This is a genomic window from Vreelandella sp. EE27 (assembly GCF_968206495.1).
Map to the genome: position 1 here is coordinate 918,916 of NZ_OZ309109.1, position 20,722 is coordinate 939,637.

The following is a 20,722-nucleotide window of genomic DNA, read 5'->3' on the forward strand; positions in this document are numbered from 1 at the left end:
ACCGGCGTTTCAGTGAATTGTTAGTCCGCTAGTTATTTCAGTGATTGTAAAGAGTACTTTAGTGTCTGCGTCTTTGTGTTTTTTTGTAACTAAAGAGCGATGACTCAATTGTCTTATAGCAAAGTAGAAGCAGAGCCGATGTTATACAATATTTTCAAAAAGTTCCCTGTTTTTTAGTGTTTTCGTTGAAACAGCATGAGTCGCCGCACAAGTTAGCTATTCGTCGTCGCCAGCATTCTGTTAAAGTTTTTTCGAAGACCAAGCGCACTAATACGCTTTTAGCGTCGAGGAAATCGAAATGTCTCGGGTAACACTTGCTCAGTGGCACATGCTCGCCGCCGTTGTAGATTACGGTGGCTTTGCACGCGCCGCGCAGGCTATTCATAAAAGCCCTTCTACGCTCAATCATGCGGTGCACAAGCTGGAGGAGCAGCTTGGCGTTCAGGTGCTCGAGCCGGTCGGTCGTCAGGTCCGCCTGACCGAGGCCGGTGAGCTATTGCTGCGCCGGGCGCGTCAGCTCATCGAGAGCGCCGCCTCGATAGAGGACATTGCTACACGCCTTGCCGAAGGGCTCGAAACGGAAGTGGCGGTCGCCATCGATCAGGTGTTTCCCGCGGATGCCCAGGCCAAAGCGCTCGAGCGCTTCTCCGAGGCCTACCCGCAGGTTCGGGTCCAGCTTTATGAAAGCGTACTCAACGGCGGTGTAGAGATGCTGTTCGATGGGCGGGCGGATCTGGTGATTTCCGGCATGGAAGTGCCTGGTTTTCTGGGCGAGCCGTTAGCCAACGTGCGCTTTATCGCGGTGGCGCATCCCGACCACCCGCTTCACGGCCTGGGGCGTGAACTCGATTTGCGCGACCTGGCGCAATATCGCCAGCTGGTCGTGCGTGACTCGGCCAATCGTCAGTCTGCCAATGCGGGGTGGCTCAAGGCCGAGCAGCGCTGGACGGTCAGCCACCTCAATACATCGCTTGATATGATAAAGCGCGGCCTGGGCTTTGCCTGGATGCCGGTCACCCGGATCGCCGACGAGCTCGAGCGTGGTGACCTGAAGCCGCTGCCCCTGACTGCCGGGGGGATTCGCGAAGCGCCTTTTCAACTGATTTTCAAGGATCGCGACCATGCAGGCCCGGCCACCCACGCCATGGCCCAGGTGCTGCGCGAGGCGGTGATCGAGCAATGCCCGGAAGATTCAATTTACTCGAATGAAACAGGGTAAAACATCCGCTTGAGTGCATCGTAAAGCGCGCTATGCTCTAAAAACATAAGCAGAGACGCAAATTACAGGAGGCGCCCGATGGGACTATTAGTAGAAGGCGAGTGGGTCGATCAGTGGTATGACACCAAAAAGCATGGCGGTGAGTTCGTACGCGAGTCGGCCCAGTTACGCGACTGGGTAGAAGGAAGTGGTCAGCAGCAGGGGCAAAGTTTTCCCGCCGAAAAGGACCGTTATCACCTTTACGTATCCCTGGCCTGTCCCTGGGCGCATCGGGCGCTGATCATGCGCAAGCTCAAGGGGTTGGAGCCGTTGATTGGCGTCTCCCACGTTAGTCCCTTGATGCTCGATAAGGGCTGGACCTATAACGAAGAGGAAGGCTCGAGTGGCGACCCCATCAACCGGGTGAATTACCATTACGAGCTCTATACCATGACCGACCCGGCCTATACCGGGCGCGTCACGGTGCCGGTACTTTGGGACAAAACGCGCAGCGCCATCGTCAATAACGAGTCCGCCGATCTGCTGCGCATGCTCAACGGTGCCTTCGATGAGCTGACCGGCAACGATCTCGACTTCTACCCTGAGGATCTGCGTGAAACCATCGATGAAGTGAACGACGATGTGTACGACAACGTGAACAACGGTGTCTACAAGTCGGGCTTTGCCACCGAACAGGATGTTTACGAGAAGCACGTCAAGGCGCTATTCGACGCGCTCGACCGGCTGGAAGCGCGTTTGGCAGAAAACCGCTACCTGGCAGGGGGGTGGCTGACCGAAGCCGATATTCGCTTGTTTACCACCCTGGTGCGTTTCGACGCGGTCTATTTCGGCCACTTCAAGTGCAACTATAAGCGTATCGAGGATTACCCCAACCTCTCGAACTATCTGCGTGAGCTGTACCAGTGGCCAGGTGTTGCCGAGACGGTGAATATGGATCACATCAAACGCCACTACTATTACAGCCACGAAACGATCAATCCGACCCGGATCGTCCCGGCCGGTCCGCTACTCGATTTCGAGCGCCCCCATGATCGTGAGCGGTTAGAGGGCAAAGGCATTCGTAGGCGTCAAAAGTAACGAAAAAGTAACGGCAAAAAGTAACCGCAAACCGTCGAGGCCCTCTTTTAAAAGGCACCTGAAAAAAGGGCACTTGAAAAAAAGCCACCTGACAAAACGAAAGGCCGCCCGATGGGCGGCCTTTTTTTACGCGCGATTAAACGAGCCGTTTACTGCTGGGGCTGGTTCTCGTCGTCATTGAACGCTTCGCGGGTCGATTGCCAGGCGCTCTGGGCGCCGTCGCGAGTGGTCTGCCAGGCGTTACGCGCGTTGTTTTGAGTCTGCTCCCACCAGTCGCGGTTGTAGGCGGGGAAGCTTTCCACTTCTTCGGGAGTAGCGGTCAACATAATGCGGTGTTCGGTGTCGCCATCGCCTTCGGTGCTGGTTTCAAGCGTGAAGTAGTCGGTGCCGACCACGATTTCACGGCCACCAAGGCCCAAAACGGCGCCGCTTTCGATCACCAGGCCAGTGATGCGCATGTCATCGTCGAACAAAATGTCATCGACATCGCCGACTTCTTCCCCGGAGCCGTTGGAGAAATAAACCTCGGCATCCAGTATGTCTTCGGCGGAGTAGACGCCTTGAGGCTCCTGGGACGCCTGCGCGTTGAAAGCCATACCGGCCAGCAGGGTGGTGCTCATTGCAGCCAATAGCAGTGATTTACGCATCGCGTTACTCCTTTAACTTCCTGTGGCGTTACGCGCGGCTTTCTAAAAGCCGCGCGTAACGCCGTTGACGTGTCCACTACGTTTTAACTGTTGGCTTTTTTACAGGCTGTCCGCCCAGTCATCGGCGCGCTTTTCGGCTTCTTCGCGCTCCAGACCGTATTTCTGCTGAAGCTTACCGACGAGCTGATCCTTTTTGCCGCCGATCTGGTCGAGTTCATCATCGGTGAACTCACCCCAGCTCGAACGCGCCTTGCCTTTGACTTCGGTCCATTTGCCTTCGATTTGATCCCAATTCATCGTCTCTCTCCTTGACTGCCTAAAGCGTTATTGCGATTAAAATTTTAGACCATATGTCGACAAGCGCAAGGACGCCTGTTCAAGTAGGGTAAAGCAAAAAAGCTAGCCAGATAATTTTTAAAGTGCTAGTATTCGCGCTCCTCGCATGTGTTGACCCCTCCATCACGACGGTAAGCGTTAGACTGCGTAGCACTCATTACGTAGTGGCGCTTGCGGGAACATCCCTTTGAGATGTTCATTGCTGTGAAGATGGCGCGTCTTTAGCATTTCACCAACCGGGTGAAATCGACGCAGAAGGTCGCCACAACGGTTGGCGCGTTATTCATGTTTCTGCCAACTGGATGCCAGGTGCGACCGGCGTCTTTGACTCCTTTATCAAGCGATCCGCCAAGCGGCGTTTGTGTTCAGCGCGAGTACGCTGACCAACGTGTCGAAGACGCTTACGATGTTTTTTGCCGGCCACGCCGGTCTACCAAGGTGTGATTAATGACCTCGACTTCTGTCGCCTCGCCGAGCTTCGGCGATCTTGCTCTGTTGCCTGCCGTTCTTTCTGCTGTTGAAGCACAGGGCTACCAGACCCCTTCGCCCATTCAGGCGAAAACCATTCCCGCGCTGCTGGAAGGCCGTGACATGTTGGGCCAGGCCCAAACAGGTACCGGTAAAACCGCGGCGTTTGCACTACCGTTACTCTCGCGTATCGATCTCGACCGCCATGCGCCTCAGGTGCTGGTGATGGCGCCGACGCGCGAACTGGCCCAACAGGTAGCGGTTTCGTTTACCAAGTACGGTCAGAATCTTAAAGGCCTGGAAGTGGCCACGCTGTGCGGCGGTCAGGAGTATCGCGAGCAGCTGGGCGCGCTCAAGCGCGGCGCTCAGGTCGTCGTCGGTACCCCGGGTCGTATTATCGACCACCTGGACCGCGGCAGCTTGAAGCTCGGCGACCTTCAGGCGCTGGTGCTGGACGAAGCCGACGAAATGCTGCGCATGGGCTTTATCGACGACGTAAAACGCGTGGTCGCCGATACCCCGAAAGATGCTCAGCGTGTCTTCTTCTCCGCGACCCTGCCTGCCGAAATCGAGCGTATCGTCAATCGCTACCTCGTCGACCCGGTGAAAGTGGCGATCGAATCGAAAACCACTACCGGCGAAAACATCGAGCAGCGCATCGTGCGCGTCGATGGTGGCGCCAAGCTCGAAGCGCTGTCGCGTATTCTCGAAGTCGAGCCCGTCGATGCGGCTATCGTGTTCGTGCGCACCCGTGCCGCGTGCACCACCCTGGTCGAGCAACTGACCGCCCGCGGTGTCAACGCTGCTGGCCTGTCGGGCGATCTCGATCAGAGTCTGCGTGAGCGCACCATCACGCGCTTGAAGCGCAGCAAGGTCGATGTGCTGATCGCCACCGACGTCGCCGCACGCGGTCTGGACGTTTCGCGTATCACCCACGTCATCAACTATGACCTGCCCCAGGACGCCGAAGCCTATACTCACCGTATCGGCCGTACCGGCCGTGCCGGGCGTAGCGGTATCGCGATCACCTTCGCCGGTTTCCGCGAAGGTCGTAAAGTGGGCTGGATGGAACAGGCAACCGGTCAGAAAATGACCGAGATGCCGCTGCCCGACGAAAGCGCCATCCGCACTCACCGGGACGAGGTGTTCCATCACCGCGTCGTGGCTGCGCTGACCAAGGGCGCTGAAGAGCAGCGTGCGCTGGTCGAGCGTCTGGTCGAAGAGGGTCACGACCCGGTCGAGCTGGCCTGCGCCTTTGCCGCCATGGCCCGCGCCGACGAAGCACCCATCGGCCGCTTGCAGGCCCCGCGCAAAGAGCGTGCCCCGCGCGAAGGCGGCAAGGACAGCGGCAAGCCCGCTAACCGCCGTGAGCGTTCGAGCGCACCCAGCGAAGGCATGACTCGCTACCGCGTTTCCGTGGGTCACAAGGATGGCGTCAAGCCTGGCCAGCTGGTCGGCGCATTGGCCAATGAAGGCGGTATCGAAGGCGCGCGTATCGGGCGTATCGATATTCGCAACGCCTTCTCGGTGGTCGAGCTGCCCAGCAACCTGCCGTCTACCATTCTGACCAAGATGGCGCGCGCCCGTGTGGCCGGTCGGCCGCTTGAGATCAGCGAAGACAGCAGCACCCCGGAACGCGCCCCGCGTCGCCGTCGTGACGAAGGCGGCGATGCGCCGGTCCGTCGCCGCGAACGCGCTTAATCGCGAGCCAGGCCAAGCAAAACCCCGCTTTCGAGCGGGGTTTTTTATTGGCTGCTCGATGCTCTACGCTTAACGTTTCAAAAGGAGAAAACTGCCATGGATGCGCCGTTACACGATTGGAATCTCGAGCCCAAAGACGCGATTGCGCTGCAAACCGAGCTTGCCGGGCGGCTGGAGCTTAGTGATCGCCTCGACGAGGTGAAGCTCATCGCCGGGGTGGATATCGGTTTCGAAGACGAGGGCGAAACCACCCGCGCCGCGGTCGTGCTATTGAAGTGGGACCCGCAGAAGGCGCCTTATCTCGAGCAGGTCGAACAGGTCGTTCACCGTGAGCCAACGCGTATGCCCTACGTGCCGGGGCTTTTATCGTTTCGTGAGATACCCGCCGCGCTCGGTGCCTTTGCCAGGCTCTCCCAAATGCCTCAGTTGGTGATGGTCGACGGCCAGGGCATTGCCCACCCGCGCAAGCTGGGGGTGGCGGCGCATCTGGGGCTCTGGCTCGACCTGCCGACGATCGGGATTGCCAAATCGCGCCTTTATGGGCGCTTTGAAGAGGTCGGCGGTGAGCGCGGCGACTGGAGCCCGCTCACCGCCAAAGGGGAAACCCTGGGCGCGGTGCTGCGTTCGCGAGTGAACGTGAAACCCGTGTTCGTATCCCCGGGCCACCGTATATCGCTGGCAACGTCGCTTCAGTGGGTCATGCAGTGCCTTGGGCGTACCAAGCTGCCCGAGCCGACGCGGCTGGCCGACCGGCTCGCCTCCCGGCGCGTCGAAAAGCGCGCCGCCAAAGCCGCGGCCAAAAAGGCTACAAAAGGCGAATGAAGCGCTCGAGCAGGCTGGTCGCCTGGGGCGTTTCCTTGATGCGGTTGATCAGCGTGCCGACGTCTTCGCCCTGTTCGATCAGCGCAGGTTCCACGCGTTCGATATAGGCGCGCAGGATGTCGGCGTTGAACTCCGGGTGAAACTGTACGCTCCACTGGCGGGTGCCGTAGCGAACCGCCTGGTGGCTGTCGTGGTCGTTGAACGCGAGGATGAGCGCATCGTCTGGCGCTTCGAGCACCGTCTGGCCGTGGGTCAGGTGCGCCATGAAACGCGTGGGCAGCTGGCTAAAGAGCGGGTCGCTATGGGAGGCGTCGGTGCGTTCGATCTCGAAGGTACCCGCCTCGCGGCCGTTTGGGTGATTGCCTGCCTGGCCGCCAAAGGCTTCGGCCATCAGCTGGTGCCCGTAGCAGACGCCCAGCATGGCAATGTCGCGCTCACGCGCCGCGTTGAGCCAGGGCTTCAATGCCTCGCTCCAGGGCTCGGCGTCGCTCACCATGCTGTTGGAGCCGGTAATCACGATCGCATCCAGCGCGTCCAGTGAGGGGGCAGCGGGCTCTGCGCGCGGATCCCATACGTTAATCGTCGTGTTGGGGACCACCCGCTTCATGGGCTCCTCGAACAGCGCATCGAAATCGCCGTGCTGGTCGGTCACTTCGGGAAAAGCGTCGCCGGTTTTTACGATCAGTACTAAGGGCATGGCATACTCGTGGCGGTGCATACGGGGCGCTGTCGCCGACAGGCCTCGAGGTGTATTCAAACGGCGCGGTTTGGAGTTAGGGTAGGTCTCGGCGAATGCCGGATTTGCCTAATCACTGCGCGTCTACCTATAACATGGGACTACTATTCTATGCAGCAAATTACCCGAGGCGGTACCCCGATGGACGTTGACGGCGTCATACCGAAAGTGGGCGAGAAAGCCCCCGGCCTTACGCTGACCAACCGGGAGCTAAGCGACGTCACTCTCGACGACTACGCCGGTAAGCGCAAGGTGCTCAATATCATTCCCAGTGTCGATACGCCGACCTGCGCCACGTCGACCCGGCGCTTCAATGAGCTGGCTTCCAACTTGCCGGATACGGTGGTGATGGTGGTGTCGGCGGATTTGCCGTTCGCGGCGGTGCGCTTTTGCGGTGCCGAGGGCTTGGATAACGTCGAAACGCTCTCTACCTTTCGCCATCAGGCGTTTCTCAAGGAGTGGGGCGTGGCGCTGACCAATAGCGCCATGGAAGGCCTCTGCGCCCGTGCGGTGGTCGTGCTCGATCGTGACGACACCGTGCTACACAGCGAACTGGTCAGCGAGCTTAAAGACGAGCCCGACTACGACGCCGCGCTGGCCGTACTGGGCGCTTAACGCTCGGAAGACTCGGCGCTACGGCGCTTTTTCGCCGCCTTCACCAGCGCGCTAATCAAACGCTGCTGAGGGCGGTTGAAAATCAGCCACTCCGGGTGCCACTGAACGCCGATCACGAAGTCGTGATGTTGCGACTCGATACCCTGCACCAGCCCATCCCGGTCGCGGGCGACGATCTTGATACCGTTGCCGGCCTCGTGCACCGCTTGGTGGTGCAGGCTATTCACACGACACCAGCTCACGTCGAGCAGGCTGTGGAGTTTACTCCCGGTGACGATATCCACGGTTTTGCGCGGCAGTACCGTGCGGCGGCGTTTCAAGCCTTCGTGGGTGGTATAGATGTCCGGGTCCAGGGTGCCGCCCAGATGTACGTTGATCAGCTGGGCGCCGCGGCAAATACCCAGCACCGGCGTGTGGCCGGGAATGAAGCGTCCCAGTAATTCGAGTTCGAGCTCGTCCCGGGCCGGGTCGAGACGCACGTCGAGCTGCACTTCGCCACCGTACAGGTGCGCCTGAATATCGTCGCCGCCGCCGACGATCAAGCCGTCCAGGGTGTCGGGCAGCGGGCGCGAGGGCGAAAGGCGCAGCGGCTTTCCGCCATGGCGCCAAACGGCGAACCAGTCGAACCACCAGGCCAGGTGGCTCTTGTAATCGGACGTCGTGATACCGATGAGCGGGCGGGTCATAAAACGAAGTCTCTCAAAAATTTCAGCGACGCTTGAACGAACGCAGCAGTTTGTTTTTCAAGCGGGTCGTCCAGGCCTGGGTGTTGTAGGCGATGTACTCATCGCACCGGGCATTCAAGGCCTCATGGTTAGCGGCGAGTTTTTCGACCTCGACCCAGCGGTTCCACTCCACCGCCGAGCCCCAACCCGGCTGGGAGAGCTGCGCGTTGGGCAGCCGGTAGTGAAAAGTAGGGCGCGGCTTGGTGAGCTGGCTGTGCAAAAGCGCGTGGGGATGATCCGGGCGCAGATGGGCAAACAGCGGTAAAAGGTCCAGCTCGCGGTTACGCGTCGGGTTATAATGAAGGTAGTCGTCGATCAATTGATCGAGCGACGGGGCGTAGCGCCGGTCCAGTACCTTCAGCGCGTACTCCTTGGGAAATGGATTGGCGTGGGGGAGCACTTCGCGAGTGATATCGACCTTGATTTCATCGCGCAGCCACTGGGCCAAGAGCATGTAAGCGCGCAGCATCGCCAAAAGGGACTCGGCATCCATCGCCCCGGCTTCCGGGTTGAGGTGCAGGCCGAACCCATAGAGCAGGCTGGCATCGGTGCCTTTGGCGCCTTTTTCGCGCAGCGCCTTGAACAGCGTGTCCAGTTCGTCCAGTTCCTCCCAGGGCACCGGCGGACAGACGATTTCGGTGGGCACCAGGCCGGTGACCATATCGCCGATCAGTTCTCGGGTTTTACGGTGAAACTCCACGCGGCGAAGATGCTGCTGGCGCGCCCATTCGCTGTCGTCGTCGCGCTGGTCGTCCAGCAGCGTCTGGTCCGGGTGGGCATACTGAGTATCGAGCTCGATACCAAAGGTACCCCAGCGGGTATGATGTACCAGTAGCCTGTGTGGGCTTACCACGTTAAGCTCGCCCCCGAAGAGTTCGCTCACCAGTTGGGCGGTGTCGTGGGGGGGAAGCCCTGCAAATTCGATCTCCACGCCGACGCGTCGCGTTTGGCCGTGATGGTTCAAACGATGGGGGGGCGCCTGGAGCGTCATCTCTAGATCCTTGAGGTGAACGTTTAGGCCTTCACCCTATCATAGTCAGGCGGTAGGCTAAGCGATATTCGTCGTGGCCTGGTTATTTTGCCTCGTTACCCACCACCGTTATTGGGTCGTTCATCAATGAGACCGATACGCATCGGTCGAGCCTGGAGGAGCATGTGCGACAGCACTGGTTGATCACTGTCTTTTTGAGTGTCGCGCTATGGGCAATGGTGGGCGCGGCGTCTTTGGCGCAGGCACAAAGCGTGGGGCTGCCCAGCCTTACCAGCAGCGACGATACGGCCGAAGAGGAGTCGGTGAGTAGCAGTGAGTTTCAAAGCTCGCTGTCCGACGTCATTACATTGTTGGAAAACGATGAGCAGCGCCGGGCCCTTCTCAACTCGCTGCGCGAGCTGCAGACCACCAGCGAAGCCGCAGAAGAGGAGGGCGTGGCCCGCCAGGGGCTTCTGGGCGCGCTTGCCGATACGCTGAGCGACCTGGGGGACCAGGCGCAGTCGGGTAATTCCCCGGTCGACGAGTGGTCCCGTCAGCTTTTGCAAGGCGCCCAGGATCTGCGCGCGCTCAATGAAGACACCAACCAGGGCGAGGCGATCCGCGAGGTCGTGGACGGCGCCATTCTGGCCGCGATATGGGTGTCGCTATTGATCGCGCTGATCGCCTTTGGGCGGCTGATTGCTACCCGGCGCGAGTGGCCGCTCGATCTGCCGCGGGATCCCAAGGCCTGGCTTTTGGTCGCCCACTTCTTCCGCCGCATGCTGCCCTGGACGCTCTCGTTTGCGGTCATTTTAGGGATTGGCCAGCTTCTGCCCTACAGCGCCGGGCGCACGCTGATACTGGTGATTGCCTACGTTTGCCTGTGTGGGCGGGCGCTGTCGGTGGTGTTCGAGACGGTCATTGCGTTTTTCAGCCGCGGCCACCGCTTTACCGCGGTACAGTTGATGCAAAACCAGGCGCTGCGCGGGCTGTTCGTGATCGGCGCGTTGATCGCCCTGGGCGATGCGGTGAACTCCACCCGGCTGGTCGATCTGCTGGGCGCCGAGCTTGCAAGCCTTACCTCGGTGCTGGCCAATATGCTGGCGGCGGTGCTGGCGGCGCGGTTTATCTTCAAGTTCAAGCGCCCGGTGCGCCACCTGATCTGCAACCGGCCTTATAAACAGCGCCGGGATGCCAGCGCGGCGGTCGAAATGGTGCGTACGCTGGGCGGTCTTTGGCACATTCCAGCGCTTTTAATGGTGGGCGGCTCGCTACTGGCGATCTTCATTACCGTGGGCGACGTGGCCACCGCACTTGCCCGTTCGATCATCTCCGCAAGCCTTTTGGTGCTGACGCTGGTGGTCACAGGGCTTCTGCGCCGCCAGGCCGAGCGGCTCACCAAGCGCCGTCACCGCCGCCGCCATAGCCAGTACCGCAAGCGGCTGGAGCGCTTTGGTTTCGTGCTGGCGCACCTGTGCGCCTGGATGGTGTTTGCCGAGCTCTCCATGCAGGTATGGGGCGGCTCGTTGTTCGGTTTGGGCCAGCAGGCCGTGGCAAGCGCGCGGATTGGCCAGGCGCTGGTGAGCCTGGGCGCGACTGTCTTGCTGGCCTGGCTTGTGTGGATCTTTGCCGATACCGCCATCCAGCGGGCGCTGACCTCGTCGGCACGCTCGCGCGGGCGCCGGGTCAACCAGGCCCGGGCGCAAACCATCACGCCCATGATCCGCAACGTGATTTTCGTCGCTATTTTGATCATCGCGGTGATCGTCGGGCTTGCCAATATCGGGGTCAACGTGACACCGCTGCTGGCCGGTGCCGGTGTCATCGGTCTGGCGATCGGTTTTGGTGCGCAAACCCTGGTGCAGGATTTGATCACCGGTATTTTCATTTTGATCGAAGACTCGCTGGCCGTGGACGACTTCGTCCAGATCAACAGCCATATGGGCACCGTCGAGGGGCTGACCCTGCGCACGGTGAAGCTGCGCGATTTGGACGGCGTGGTACACATCATCACCTTCAGCCGCATCGAGTCGATTCATAACATGTCGCGCCAATTCGGTATCGCCCTGATGCGTATTCGAATTCCGTTTGATATGCACATCGACGACGCTATCACGCTGATGCAGGAGACCGCCCAGGAGCTGCGTAAGGACCCGATGATGCGCCACTACATCTGGTCGCCTCTCGAGATGCAGGGGGTTCAGGGCTTCGAAGATGGCTGCCCGGTGCTGCGGATGCGCTTTCGTACCGCCCCGGAGATGCAGTGGGACGTCTCCCGGGCGTTCAACCTGCTGCTCAAGCAGCGCATGGAAGCGCAAAACATCGACCTGGGCGTGCCGCGGCTTAGCGTCAGCATGGAGCCTCGGTCCCAGTCAGAGGTGGAGGAGAGCGCGGGAACCGATTTCTTTATCGAAACCAGCGGTGACGACCCCGAGGGGCCGCGTCAGCGGCCTGCACCGCCCAAACCCGCGCCGCGGCCTACGAACGCCGAAACGCGCAAGGACGAGCGCGAGCGTCAGTCAGACCGCCCCCACCCCAAACCGAACGAGCAGGGCGAGCCCCAAAGCGAGGCCTACGCTAGCACCAACGGCGAACACGGCGACGAGTAGCCAGCCGCCGCGAAAGCGCTTCCAGCGGTCGTAAAACGTCACCGCTTCGCCAAGGCGCTGGGAAAGTTCATCCAGCCGGGGCGCGGTGTTGTCCGGCGGCATCGAGAAGTCGTTGGCGGCATCGCCTTGCCAGTGCGGGGCGTGACTTAACCCAAGCCCGGCGCGCAGGCGGCCGATATCGCTCAGCGTATGGTGCATCGCATCGTACTGGGCGCGGTGGCGAGCCTCGGCCAGGGTTGCCTCGGCGTCCTCGCGCAGTGCGCTGTTGGCGCACTTTTCCAGCGCGGTATTGAGCGCCTGCTCGTCCACCTCGGGGGGCAGTGCCAGCCGTTTGTAGAGATCGCGCATGTCAGAACCCTTCGTTAAAGCGTCGCTTTGATCAGATAGTCGTAGGCATTTTTTATACGCTGGAACCGTTGAGAGGCCAGCGCTATGTGGTGCTCGCTTTTGGTATAGAAGCGGTCCGGGTGGTGCAACTGCGCCATGCGCCGGTAAGCGCGGCGAATCTCCGCGCGACTGGCCCCGGGGGAGAGCTCCAGCACCGCCAGTGCCCGGCGGGTCTGGTACCCCCCGGCGGGCTCGACGCGGGTATGCTGCTCGCGGCGCTGTTCGTGCTGGGCGTTTTCGCGCCGTGCCCGTTCGCGGCGATCACTTTCCTGGCGCGCCCGCTCCCGGCGCGTTTTTTCTTCGCGGGCGCGCTGTTGTTCGGCGCGGGCGCGTTCGGCCTGTTCCTGGCGCGCCTTTTCCCGTTCGGCGTGTTCGCGGCGTGCCTTTTCACGCTCGGCCTGTTCGCGTTCGGCTTGCGCCTGGGCTTCCTGGGCCTGGCGGGCTTTCTCTTCGCGGTAGGCAGCGTCGTGGTGCAGCCAATAGCCGCGGCGGCTGATATCCTCGGGTAGCTCTAGCGCGCTGCCGGTGAGTTCTTGAAAAAGCGTGACCAGGGTCGCCGGCGCGATGGTGAGCACGTCGGCCAGAAAGCGCAGCACGTAATGGTTGGCGGGGGAGAGCTTACCGTCGTCGGTGGCAAGCGCAATGGCCTGGTGCATGATGGCCAGGCGGCGCGGCTCGTCGCACTCGCTGCGCACTACCTCGGCGGCCAGCTGTAGTGCCTTGACGTCCTGCTGGCGGGCAATATCGAACATCACGCCCTGCGCGTGGCCGTGACGAAACTGCGCGGTGACCTGCGCCAAGCGGCGGCGGCGCTGGCCTTCGGAAATATGCTGGCGCTTGGTCAGTACCCAGGCCAGCAAAAGAAGCACCGCCGTATCCACTTGGCTGCGGCTTTTAACAAGCACACGCTCAAAGGTAGAAAAATGGGCGGTGGGCATCCCCTGGCTCCAAAAGCGATGAAAGATTAGCGGGCAATACTCGCCCGCGTACTGCACGATAGCAAGCCCATCCTGGGCTACGCTTGGGGAGAGTCTTCGAAACCGGCGTGTTCGAGCAGGGCCCAAAGGCACATGATGAAACATTTTACCTTAAGGAGATAGCAGGCAGGTGATTAACGTCGAGCGTAAAAACAGCTTTCAGCTAAGGCTTACCCGGCGGCTGAAAGAGGAGACGTCGCACACGCTGGATGTTTACTTGTTTGTTCCCGGTGAGCTGGGGCTTAGCACGCAGCTGGTCACCGAAGAGGCCTTCTTCCATAGCGCCGTTCAGGTATCGCGCACCTACTACAGTGACCAGTACCACCTGCCGTTGGTGCATAGCCGCCTGGCGAGCCGCAACCGGCTGGGCAGCGAGTCCTACCGGCTTGGCTTGAGCCTTTACGCCTACCAATACGTTATTGCTTTGGAACAGGCTACTCAGTCGGTACTCACCGATGCCCGAGCGCTGCGCGTCGAGAAAAAAGAGGAGCTTTCCGAGGCCGAGCGCGAAAGCCAGCAGGCGCTGCTGGATAAGGTCGATGAAATGAATGACCTGAGCGAGGGCATCCTTAGACGCCTGCGGCGTAACGAGCCAAGCGACGAGGCGCTTTACAAGTATTTCGCCAATATCGACAACTATCTTTCCTGGTTCACCGAGCAGCAGCGCCTGACGCTAGTGGCGCACCTGCCGCGGGGCGGGGTGTTCAACCCGGTGCGTAAACAGCTGATCGACCTGTGCGAGGTGGAAAACGGCTACCGTCGGGAGCGGCAGTACAACGCCGAACGGGTCATGGCCGACCCCACCCGCATGTCCAATAAAATGCGCCTTATGCGCCGCTTGATCGAGCACCCGATTACCCTCAAACAGGCTTCGCTCGAGCTGGGTCATGGCGAGCAGCGGGCGGTGAAGGCGCTGGCAACGGCGGTGGTCATGTCGTTTGTGACGCTGGGGGTTTTGCAGGCGCGTGATGTAGTCGGGGACATTACCGCGCTGTTCGTGCTGGTGATGGCGATCCTGTACGCCATGCGCGAGGTGTTCAAGGATGACCTGCGCAATACGCTGTGGCGGCTTCTGCGCAAGGGGCGGCCCAAGTGGCGCCGCCGGTATCTGGACCCGACGCGCAACGTGCTGGTCGGCAAGCAGCTCGAATGGTTCAACTACAAGCGCTTTTCATCACTGAACGAAGAGATACAAAAACTTCGCCACCGAAGCGTTGCCCAGCGCGAGGAGATGGTGCTGCATTATCGCTCGCGTTCGCGGATGTCCCCCACGCGCTTTTTGAGTGGCTATGAGCACACCCGGGAAACGCTGACGCTGGATATTTCGCTCCTCACCCGGCTAATGAACAAGGGCAAGCACCATATCTACCGGCTGAAAGAGGGCCAGGCGGTGCGCGAAAGCGTCGAGCGCCGCCACCTGTTCAACCTGGTGATTCGCGAAACCGGCAGTGAAGACACGCCGCAGCTGGTGCGATGGAAGGTCGTGGTCAGCCGCTCAGGGATCGTCGATGTCGAGCGGGTCGAGCAGAAAAGCGCATCCCGGTAACGTAAAGCGCCCCAAAGGGCGCTTTGACGATTGACCGCTTATCTCTCACCCACTCTACTTACCGATTCACGATTCACGATTCACGATTCACGATTCACGATTCACGATTCACGATTCACGATTCACCGCTTCGATCGCCTTTTCCAGCTGATCGACGCTGCGCTGGGTATGGTGAAGCTTGTCCAGCCCGAAAAGGCCGATACGAAAGGTCTGGAAGTGATCGCCTTCGTCACACATCAACGGCACACCACCGGCGACCTGCACCCCCGCCTGGCCTAGCTTGCCGACCAGTGCGGCATCGCTTGTGTAGCTCACGACCACGCCCGGCGCCTCGAAGCCCTCGGCGGCCACGCTTTTGAAGCCCTGGCGTGTCAGCATATCGCGCACCGCGCGGCCCAGTTCGATCTGCTCTTGCTTCACCTTGGCGAAGCCGTACTCGCGGGTCTCCTGCATGATGGCACAAAGCGCGCGCAGGGCGTCGGTGGGCATGGTGGCGTGGTAGGCGTGACCACCGTTTTCATACGCCTGCATGACGGCATGCCACTTGCCCAAATCGCAGGCGAAGCTGTTGCTCTGGGTGTTTTCCAGGCGCTTGACGGCGCGGCTGGACAGCATGACCATGGCGCAGCAGGGCTGGCCGCTCCAGCCTTTTTGCGGCGCGCTGACCACCACGTCGATACCCAGGTCCTGCATATCCACCCAGAGCGTACCCGCGGCGATCGCGTCGAGTACGAACAGCGCGTCCACTTCCCGGGCCGCTGCGGCCACTTCGCGAATATAGTCGTCCGGCAGCAAAATACCCGCCGAGGTTTCCACCTGAGGGGCAAAAACGACCGCCGGCTTTTCGGCGCGAATGCGGTCGGCGACCTCGCTTGCGGGCATCGGCGCGAAAGGCGCCTGGGGGTCGTTTTCATCCACCCGACGCGCCTTGAGCGCGGTGTGATCCTCGGTCAAACGGCCCATCTCGATGATCTGGGTCCAGCGGTAGCTGAACCAGCCGTTGCGAATCACCAGCACCTTCTCGTCCTTCGCGAACTGGCGGGCCACGGCCTCCATGCCAAAGGTGCCGCTACCCGGCACGATAACGCTGGCCTGGGCGTTATAGACCTCCTTGAGCGTGGCGGAAATGTCGCGCATCACGTGCTGGAAACGCGCGGACATGTGGTTGAGCGAACGGTCGGTGTAGACCACCGAATATTCGAGCAAACCGTTCGGGTCGACGTCGGGCAAAAGGGCCGCCATGGGCTTCTCCTGGAGTTAAGGACGCGCGGGCAACTGCTCGGGGCCGAAGGCATCGGGCAGCAGCGTCTCGATGGTGTAGGTCTTGAGCCGTTCGCCGGCGCGAGAGACCACGTGGATCTCGGTGCCGGGGGCGGCGAACTCGCGAATGCGCTGGCGGCAGTCACCGCAGGGCGTACACAGGTGCTCGCCCGGGCCCATCACGTACACTTTCGAAAGCGTATGGTGACCGGCGGTGACCATGGCCGAAATCGCCGAGCCCTCGGCGCAGATGCCCTTGTAATGGGCCACCTCGACGTTGCAGCCAACGAACTGCTGGCCCTCCGGCGTCTCCATGATGGCGGCGACCGGGTGGGCGGAGTAGGGCACGTAGGCGTTAGCCAGGGCGCCGGTAAGGCGCTCTACCAGCGCAGGATCTACCTGATTCATCGCAATCTCCGGTTCAGGCGGTGACGCCCTTGTCGCGCAGTACGGCGTCGAGGGCGATGGTCATCATGTCGTTGAAGGTGGTTTGGCGCTCGGCACTCGAGAGCGAATCGCCTTTCAGGATATGGTCCGACACGGTGCAGATCGTCAGCGCCCGGGCGCCGAACTCGGCGGCCACGCCGTAAAGCCCGGCCGCTTCCATCTCGACGCCGACGATGTTGAAGCGCTTCATCAACTCCGCCATCTGCTCCTGAGGGTTGTAGAACAGGTCTGCGGAGAAGATGTTGCCCACTTTCACCGGCACGCTGTGCGCCCTGGCGGCGGCCACGGCGTGGCTCGCCCACTCGAAATCCGCAATGGCGGCGAAATCGTGGTCGTTGAAACGCATGCGATTGACCTTGGAGTCGGTGCTCGCGCCCAGGCCGATGACCACATCGCGCAGGTTGACGTCGTCGCGCACCGCCCCACAGGAGCCCACGCGAATGATCGACTTCACCCCAAACTCGGTGATCAGCTCCTTGGCATAGATGGAAACCGAGGGGATCCCCATGCCGTGGCCCATCACCGAGACCTCGACACCCTGGTAGGTGCCGGTAAAGCCGAGCATGCCGCGCACGTCGTTTACCTGGCGCACGTTCTCGAGGAAGGTGTCGGCAATGTACTGAGCGCGCAGCGGGTCGCCGGGCATTAAAACGGTATCGGCGAAGTCGCCAGATTCTGCGTTGATGTGGGGCGTTGCCATAAATGCTCCTTAAACGATCAAACCTTGAGCGGTCAAAAACGAATCAGACGAAGGCGGGCAGAAAGCTTTCGCCGTCGTCCATTGCGCGTAGCACGAAGAAGTCGGCAAGCGTCTGGCCGATATCGGCGAAGGTGTCGCGTTTGCCAAGCGGCCCTGGGGTAAAGCTTGCGCCGCTCACCAGAATCGGCACGTACTCGCGGGTGTGCTCGGTGCCTTCCCAGCTCGGGTCGCAGCCGTGGTCCGCGGTCAGTATCACCAGGTCGTCCTTGTCGAGCGCGCCCATCAGCTCCGGCAGGCGGGCGTCGAAATCCTCAAGCGCACTGGCGTAGCCGGGCACGTCGCGACGGTGGCCGTAAAGCGAGTCGAAATCGACGAAGTTGGCCATGATGAACGTCGGCTTCTCGCGGGCCTCGGTGCGCGCGATTTCCCCCAGGGTGGCGTCCATGAGCGCGTCGTGGCCGCTGGCTTTCACCTTATGGGTAATGCCGCAGTGGGCGTAGATGTCGGCGATCTTGCCAATCGAGACCACGTCGCCACCGGCTTCCGCGAGCTTTTGTAGCACCGTGGGCGTCGGCGGCTCGATGCTGTAGTCGCGGCGGTTGCCGGTACGCGTGAAGCTTGCGGCGTCATCGCCGACGAACGGGCGGGCGATGACCCGGCCGATGTTATAGGGCTCGAGCAGCTCGCGCACGGTTTCGCACAGCGCGTAGAGGCGCTCGAGGCCGAAATGCTCTTCGTGGGCAGCGATCTGAAAAACCGAGTCCGCCGAGGTGTAAACGATCGGCTTGCCGGTTTCGACGTGCTCCTCGCCCAGCCGCGCGATGATCTCGGTGCCCGAGGCGTGGCAGTCGCCAAGCGTCCCGGGAAGCCCGGCCTGCTCGACGATCTTGTCCAAAAGGGCCGGCGGAAAGCTGCCCTCTTTATCCGAGAAGTAGCCCCAGTCGAAACGCACCGGAACCCCGGCGATTTCCCAGTGGCCGGACGGCGTGTCCTTGCCGCTGGAAATTTCCTGGGCGTGGGCGTAGGCGCCCTTGAGTTCTTCGGGGAGCTCGACGCCTTCGGCCACTTGGCCGGTGGCATCCCGGTGGGCGTGAAAAAGCCCGAGCTTGGCCATATTGGGCAGCTTCAAGGGCCCACTGCGAAATTCGGTGTCGGCCTCGCCGCGGGCGCAGGCGGCGGCGATATGGCCCAGGGTGTCGGCGCCTTCATCGCCGAAGGCCGCGGCGTCCGGCGCCGAGCCAATACCAAACGAATCCAGTACTACTACGATCGCGCGGCGCATTAGGCTTCTCCTCTAAAGGTGTCCTGTATCAGCGTATCGGCGTTGACGGCGGCTTGGCCCAGGGTGATGGCGGCCTTGAGCTGCTCGGCGGCGCGGTTGGCGGCCTCTTCGCTCTGGGCGTGAACCATGGCCAGCGGCTTTTCGCCATCGACCCGGTCACCGATTTCGGCGATCTCGCTAAAGCCAACGCTGTGGTCGACGGCGGCGTCGTTGCGCAGGCGCCCGCCGCCAAGCTCGACTACGCTCATGCCGACCGCCCGGGTGTCGATACGGCTGACGATACCGGACTCGGACGCGTAGACCGGCTTCACTACCGCCGCCTTGGGCAGGTAGCTGTCCGATTTCTCCATGAAGTCGCTCGGCCCGCCAAGCTCCGACACCATACGGGCGAAGACTTCGGCGGCCGCGCCGGACGTCAGCGCTTTGTCGAGCTTCGCAAGGGCCTCCTCGCGATTAGCGGCCAGCTTGCCGGCCATCAGCATCTCGACGGCCAGCTCCCGGGTGACCTGCATCACGCGGCTTTGCGGGCGCTCGCCGCGCAGCAGGGCCAGGGTGTCGACGATTTCGACCGCGTTACCGGCACTGGGGGCCAGCGGCTGGCTCATGTCGGTCAATAGCGCGGTGGTCGGGGTGCCTGCCTGGGTTGCCACGTTGGCAATGCTTTCGGCAAGCTCCCGGGATTTTTCCGGCGTGGGCATGAAGGCGCCGCTGCCGACTTTGACATCCATGACCAGCGCGTCGAGCCCGGAGGCGAGCTTCTTGCCAAGGATAGAGGCGGTAATCAGCGGGATCGACTCCACGGTGGCGGTAATGTCGCGCACGCCGTAGATGCGCTTGTCCGCCGGCGCCAGGTTGCCGGTCTGGCCGATGATCGCCACGCCCGAGGATTTCACCACCTGGCCGAAGCGTTCCGGGGCGGGGTAGGGGTCGTAGCCGGGGATCGACTCGAGCTTATCCAGCGTGCCGCCGGTATGGCCAAGCCCGCGCCCGGAAATCATCGGCACGTATGCGCCGCAGGCGGCGACCCAGGGACCGAGCACCAGCGACACCAGATCACCCACGCCGCCGGTGGAATGCTTGTCGACGATGGGGCCGGGCAGGTTCATCGAGCCCCACTCCATGACGTGGCCGGAGTCACGGGTGGCGGTGGTCAGCGCCACGACTTCTTCGCGGCTCATGCCGTTCAAATAGACCGCCATGGTGAAAGCACCGATCTGGGCATCGCTGATGCGGTCATCGGCCACGCCTTGAACGAAGTGCTTGATCTCCTCGAGCGGCAGCGCCTGGCCGTCGCGCTTGAGGCGGATGAATTCCTGGGGGAGCAGGGCGTGCTGGGAAGACATTAGTATTCTCCTTCTTCCGGCGCGGTGTCGGTGGCGTTCAAGGTCATGAGGACGTTACCCAAAAGGCTCGAGGCGCCAAAACGAAAATGCTGGGGCGTGACCCAGTGTGGGCCCATGATGCTGGCGGCGAGTTTCATGTACTCGATCGCCTCTTCGACGGTGCGTACGCCGCCGGAGGCTTTGAAGCCCACCTCCTGGCCGCTTGCCTTGATCGCGTTGAGCATCACTTCGGCAGCTTCTAAGGTGGCGTTGGTTTCGACCTTGCCCGTCGAGGTTTTGATGAAGTCGGCGCCGCCTTCGATGGCAAGCTCGCTCGCCCGCTTGATCAGGGCGGGGGTTTTCAGCTCGCCGGTCTCCAGGATCACTTTCAAAAGTGCTTGGCCACCGCAGGCGGCCTTACACATTTCGACCAGTTCCCGGCCGGTTTCTTCATCGCCGGCCATCAGCGCGCGATAGGGGAAGACCACGTCGACTTCGTCGGCGCCGGAGGCAACGGCTTCGCGGGTGGCCCGGGCCGCGCCCATGATGTCCTCGCCCCCTTCGGGGAAGTTGGTCACCGAGGCGATTTTCACCTGGCCTGCCAGGTTGTGGGCGCTCAGGGCGCGCTGAGCGGTCACGATGAACTGCGGATAGATGCAGACTGCGGCGGGCGTGCCGACCGGGGTTTTGACCATCTGGCATAGCGACTCGATGCGCGCGTCGGTGTCGTCGTCGTTGAGGCTGGTGACGTCCATCAGGGCGAGCGCTTGTTTAGCGGCTTGAATGAGGTCGGGTGAGGCAGTCATGGCATTCTCGCGTTGGTATCGATATTTTCAGTGTAAAAAACAAACGGGCATCGCGCGTGGCGTGCCCGTT

General features: G+C 61.5%; 20 protein-coding genes. 7 read left to right on the plus strand and 13 right to left on the minus strand.

Translation table 11 applies throughout. The features are described from left to right. Positions 1 to 298 precede the first annotated feature (298 nt). A complete protein-coding gene (locus ACWHVV_RS04360; protein WP_447928259.1) occupies positions 299 to 1,219 on the plus strand; it encodes a LysR family transcriptional regulator in 921 nt (306 codons plus the stop codon). A gap of 78 nt (positions 1,220 to 1,297) precedes the next feature. Next, a complete protein-coding gene (locus ACWHVV_RS04365) occupies positions 1,298 to 2,296 on the plus strand; it encodes a glutathione S-transferase family protein (RefSeq protein WP_447928260.1) in 999 nt (332 codons plus the stop codon). A 149-nt stretch (positions 2,297 to 2,445) separates the two neighbouring features. Here ACWHVV_RS04365 and ACWHVV_RS04370 read toward each other — a convergent pair whose 3' ends face one another. Beyond that, positions 2,446 to 2,943 carry a PRC-barrel domain-containing protein gene (locus ACWHVV_RS04370; RefSeq protein ID WP_447928261.1) on the minus strand — a complete coding sequence of 166 codons (498 nt, stop codon included), beginning with the start codon at positions 2,941 to 2,943 and terminating at the stop codon, positions 2,446 to 2,448. A gap of 99 nt (positions 2,944 to 3,042) precedes the next feature. Then, positions 3,043 to 3,240: a CsbD family protein gene (locus ACWHVV_RS04375; protein WP_447928262.1), complete on the minus strand. Its 198-nt coding sequence runs from the start codon at positions 3,238 to 3,240 to the stop codon at positions 3,043 to 3,045. Positions 3,241 to 3,726: 486 nt separating this feature from the next. Between ACWHVV_RS04375 and ACWHVV_RS04380 the strand changes: the two genes are divergently transcribed. Together ACWHVV_RS04380 and nfi are read left to right on the plus strand one after the other, a co-directional pair. Next, positions 3,727 to 5,448, plus strand: a complete 1,722-nt coding sequence (locus ACWHVV_RS04380; protein WP_447928263.1) for a DEAD/DEAH box helicase — start codon at positions 3,727 to 3,729, stop codon at positions 5,446 to 5,448. 96 nt (positions 5,449 to 5,544) lie between these two features. After that, positions 5,545 to 6,270, plus strand: coding sequence for a deoxyribonuclease V (nfi, locus tag ACWHVV_RS04385; protein ID WP_447928264.1), 726 nt, complete (start codon positions 5,545 to 5,547; stop codon positions 6,268 to 6,270). On the opposite strand, the gene ACWHVV_RS04390 is transcribed toward nfi, so the two are convergent. After that, a complete protein-coding gene (locus ACWHVV_RS04390; RefSeq protein WP_447928265.1) occupies positions 6,254 to 6,967 on the minus strand; it encodes a glutamine amidotransferase in 714 nt (237 codons plus the stop codon). The two genes, nfi and ACWHVV_RS04390, sit on opposite strands and share 17 nt — an antisense overlap. A 150-nt stretch (positions 6,968 to 7,117) precedes the next feature. On the opposite strand from ACWHVV_RS04390, the gene tpx reads away from it, so the two are divergent. After that, positions 7,118 to 7,621 (plus strand): thiol peroxidase, encoded by a 504-nt coding sequence (gene tpx, locus ACWHVV_RS04395; protein ID WP_447928266.1) that lies wholly within the window; start codon positions 7,118 to 7,120, stop codon positions 7,619 to 7,621. Here tpx and ACWHVV_RS04400 read toward each other — a convergent pair. Together ACWHVV_RS04400 and ACWHVV_RS04405 are read right to left on the minus strand one after the other, a co-directional pair. Beyond that, positions 7,618 to 8,307: a gamma-glutamyl-gamma-aminobutyrate hydrolase family protein gene (locus ACWHVV_RS04400; protein ID WP_447928267.1), complete on the minus strand. Its 690-nt coding sequence runs from the start codon at positions 8,305 to 8,307 to the stop codon at positions 7,618 to 7,620. The two genes, tpx and ACWHVV_RS04400, sit on opposite strands and share 4 nt — an antisense overlap. A 22-nt stretch (positions 8,308 to 8,329) precedes the next feature. Continuing rightward, the gene (locus ACWHVV_RS04405) at positions 8,330 to 9,337 is read right to left on the minus strand and encodes an amidoligase family protein (RefSeq protein ID WP_447928268.1); all 1,008 of its coding nucleotides are present in this window, start codon (positions 9,335 to 9,337) and stop codon (positions 8,330 to 8,332) included. Positions 9,338 to 9,501: 164 nt separating this feature from the next. On the opposite strand from ACWHVV_RS04405, the gene ACWHVV_RS04410 reads away from it, so the two are divergent. Then, positions 9,502 to 11,925 (plus strand): mechanosensitive ion channel family protein, encoded by a 2,424-nt coding sequence (locus tag ACWHVV_RS04410; RefSeq protein WP_447928269.1) that lies wholly within the window; start codon positions 9,502 to 9,504, stop codon positions 11,923 to 11,925. On the opposite strand, the gene ACWHVV_RS04415 is transcribed toward ACWHVV_RS04410, so the two are convergent. Further along, positions 11,836 to 12,273 carry a hypothetical protein gene (locus ACWHVV_RS04415; RefSeq protein WP_447928270.1) on the minus strand — a complete coding sequence of 146 codons (438 nt, stop codon included), beginning with the start codon at positions 12,271 to 12,273 and terminating at the stop codon, positions 11,836 to 11,838. The two genes, ACWHVV_RS04410 and ACWHVV_RS04415, sit on opposite strands and share 90 nt — an antisense overlap. 14 nt (positions 12,274 to 12,287) lie before the next feature. Beyond that, positions 12,288 to 13,250 (minus strand): DnaJ domain-containing protein, encoded by a 963-nt coding sequence (locus ACWHVV_RS04420; protein WP_447928271.1) that lies wholly within the window; start codon positions 13,248 to 13,250, stop codon positions 12,288 to 12,290. A gap of 169 nt (positions 13,251 to 13,419) precedes the next feature. On the opposite strand from ACWHVV_RS04420, the gene ACWHVV_RS04425 reads away from it, so the two are divergent. Further along, the gene (locus ACWHVV_RS04425; protein WP_447928272.1) at positions 13,420 to 14,835 is read left to right on the plus strand and encodes a hypothetical protein; all 1,416 of its coding nucleotides are present in this window, start codon (positions 13,420 to 13,422) and stop codon (positions 14,833 to 14,835) included. Between the two features lie 108 nt (positions 14,836 to 14,943). Here ACWHVV_RS04425 and ACWHVV_RS04430 read toward each other — a convergent pair whose 3' ends face one another. Genes ACWHVV_RS04430 through deoC form a run of 6 tightly spaced genes read right to left on the minus strand, consistent with a single transcriptional unit; the run spans position 14,944 to position 20,652 of the window. Then, on the minus strand, positions 14,944 to 16,077 hold the full coding sequence (locus ACWHVV_RS04430; protein ID WP_447928273.1) for an aminotransferase class V-fold PLP-dependent enzyme: 1,134 nt from the start codon (positions 16,075 to 16,077) through the stop codon (positions 14,944 to 14,946). A gap of 15 nt (positions 16,078 to 16,092) precedes the next feature. Further along, positions 16,093 to 16,503, minus strand: a complete 411-nt coding sequence (cdd, locus tag ACWHVV_RS04435; RefSeq protein ID WP_447928274.1) for a cytidine deaminase — start codon at positions 16,501 to 16,503, stop codon at positions 16,093 to 16,095. A 13-nt stretch (positions 16,504 to 16,516) separates the two neighbouring features. Next, complete coding sequence (gene deoD, locus ACWHVV_RS04440) at positions 16,517 to 17,242, minus strand: purine-nucleoside phosphorylase (RefSeq protein WP_447928275.1); 726 nt, start codon at positions 17,240 to 17,242, stop codon at positions 16,517 to 16,519. Between the two features lie 43 nt (positions 17,243 to 17,285). Next, entirely contained in the window at positions 17,286 to 18,524 is a 1,239-nt protein-coding gene (locus ACWHVV_RS04445; RefSeq protein WP_447928276.1) for a phosphopentomutase, read from the minus strand. Next, positions 18,524 to 19,867: a thymidine phosphorylase gene (deoA, locus tag ACWHVV_RS04450; RefSeq protein WP_447928277.1), complete on the minus strand. Its 1,344-nt coding sequence runs from the start codon at positions 19,865 to 19,867 to the stop codon at positions 18,524 to 18,526. The genes ACWHVV_RS04445 and deoA overlap by 1 nt, the downstream gene beginning before the upstream one ends. Continuing rightward, positions 19,867 to 20,652: a deoxyribose-phosphate aldolase gene (deoC, locus tag ACWHVV_RS04455; RefSeq protein WP_447928278.1), complete on the minus strand. Its 786-nt coding sequence runs from the start codon at positions 20,650 to 20,652 to the stop codon at positions 19,867 to 19,869. Before deoC ends, deoA begins: the two co-directional genes overlap by 1 nt. Positions 20,653 to 20,722: the final 70 nt, after the last annotated feature.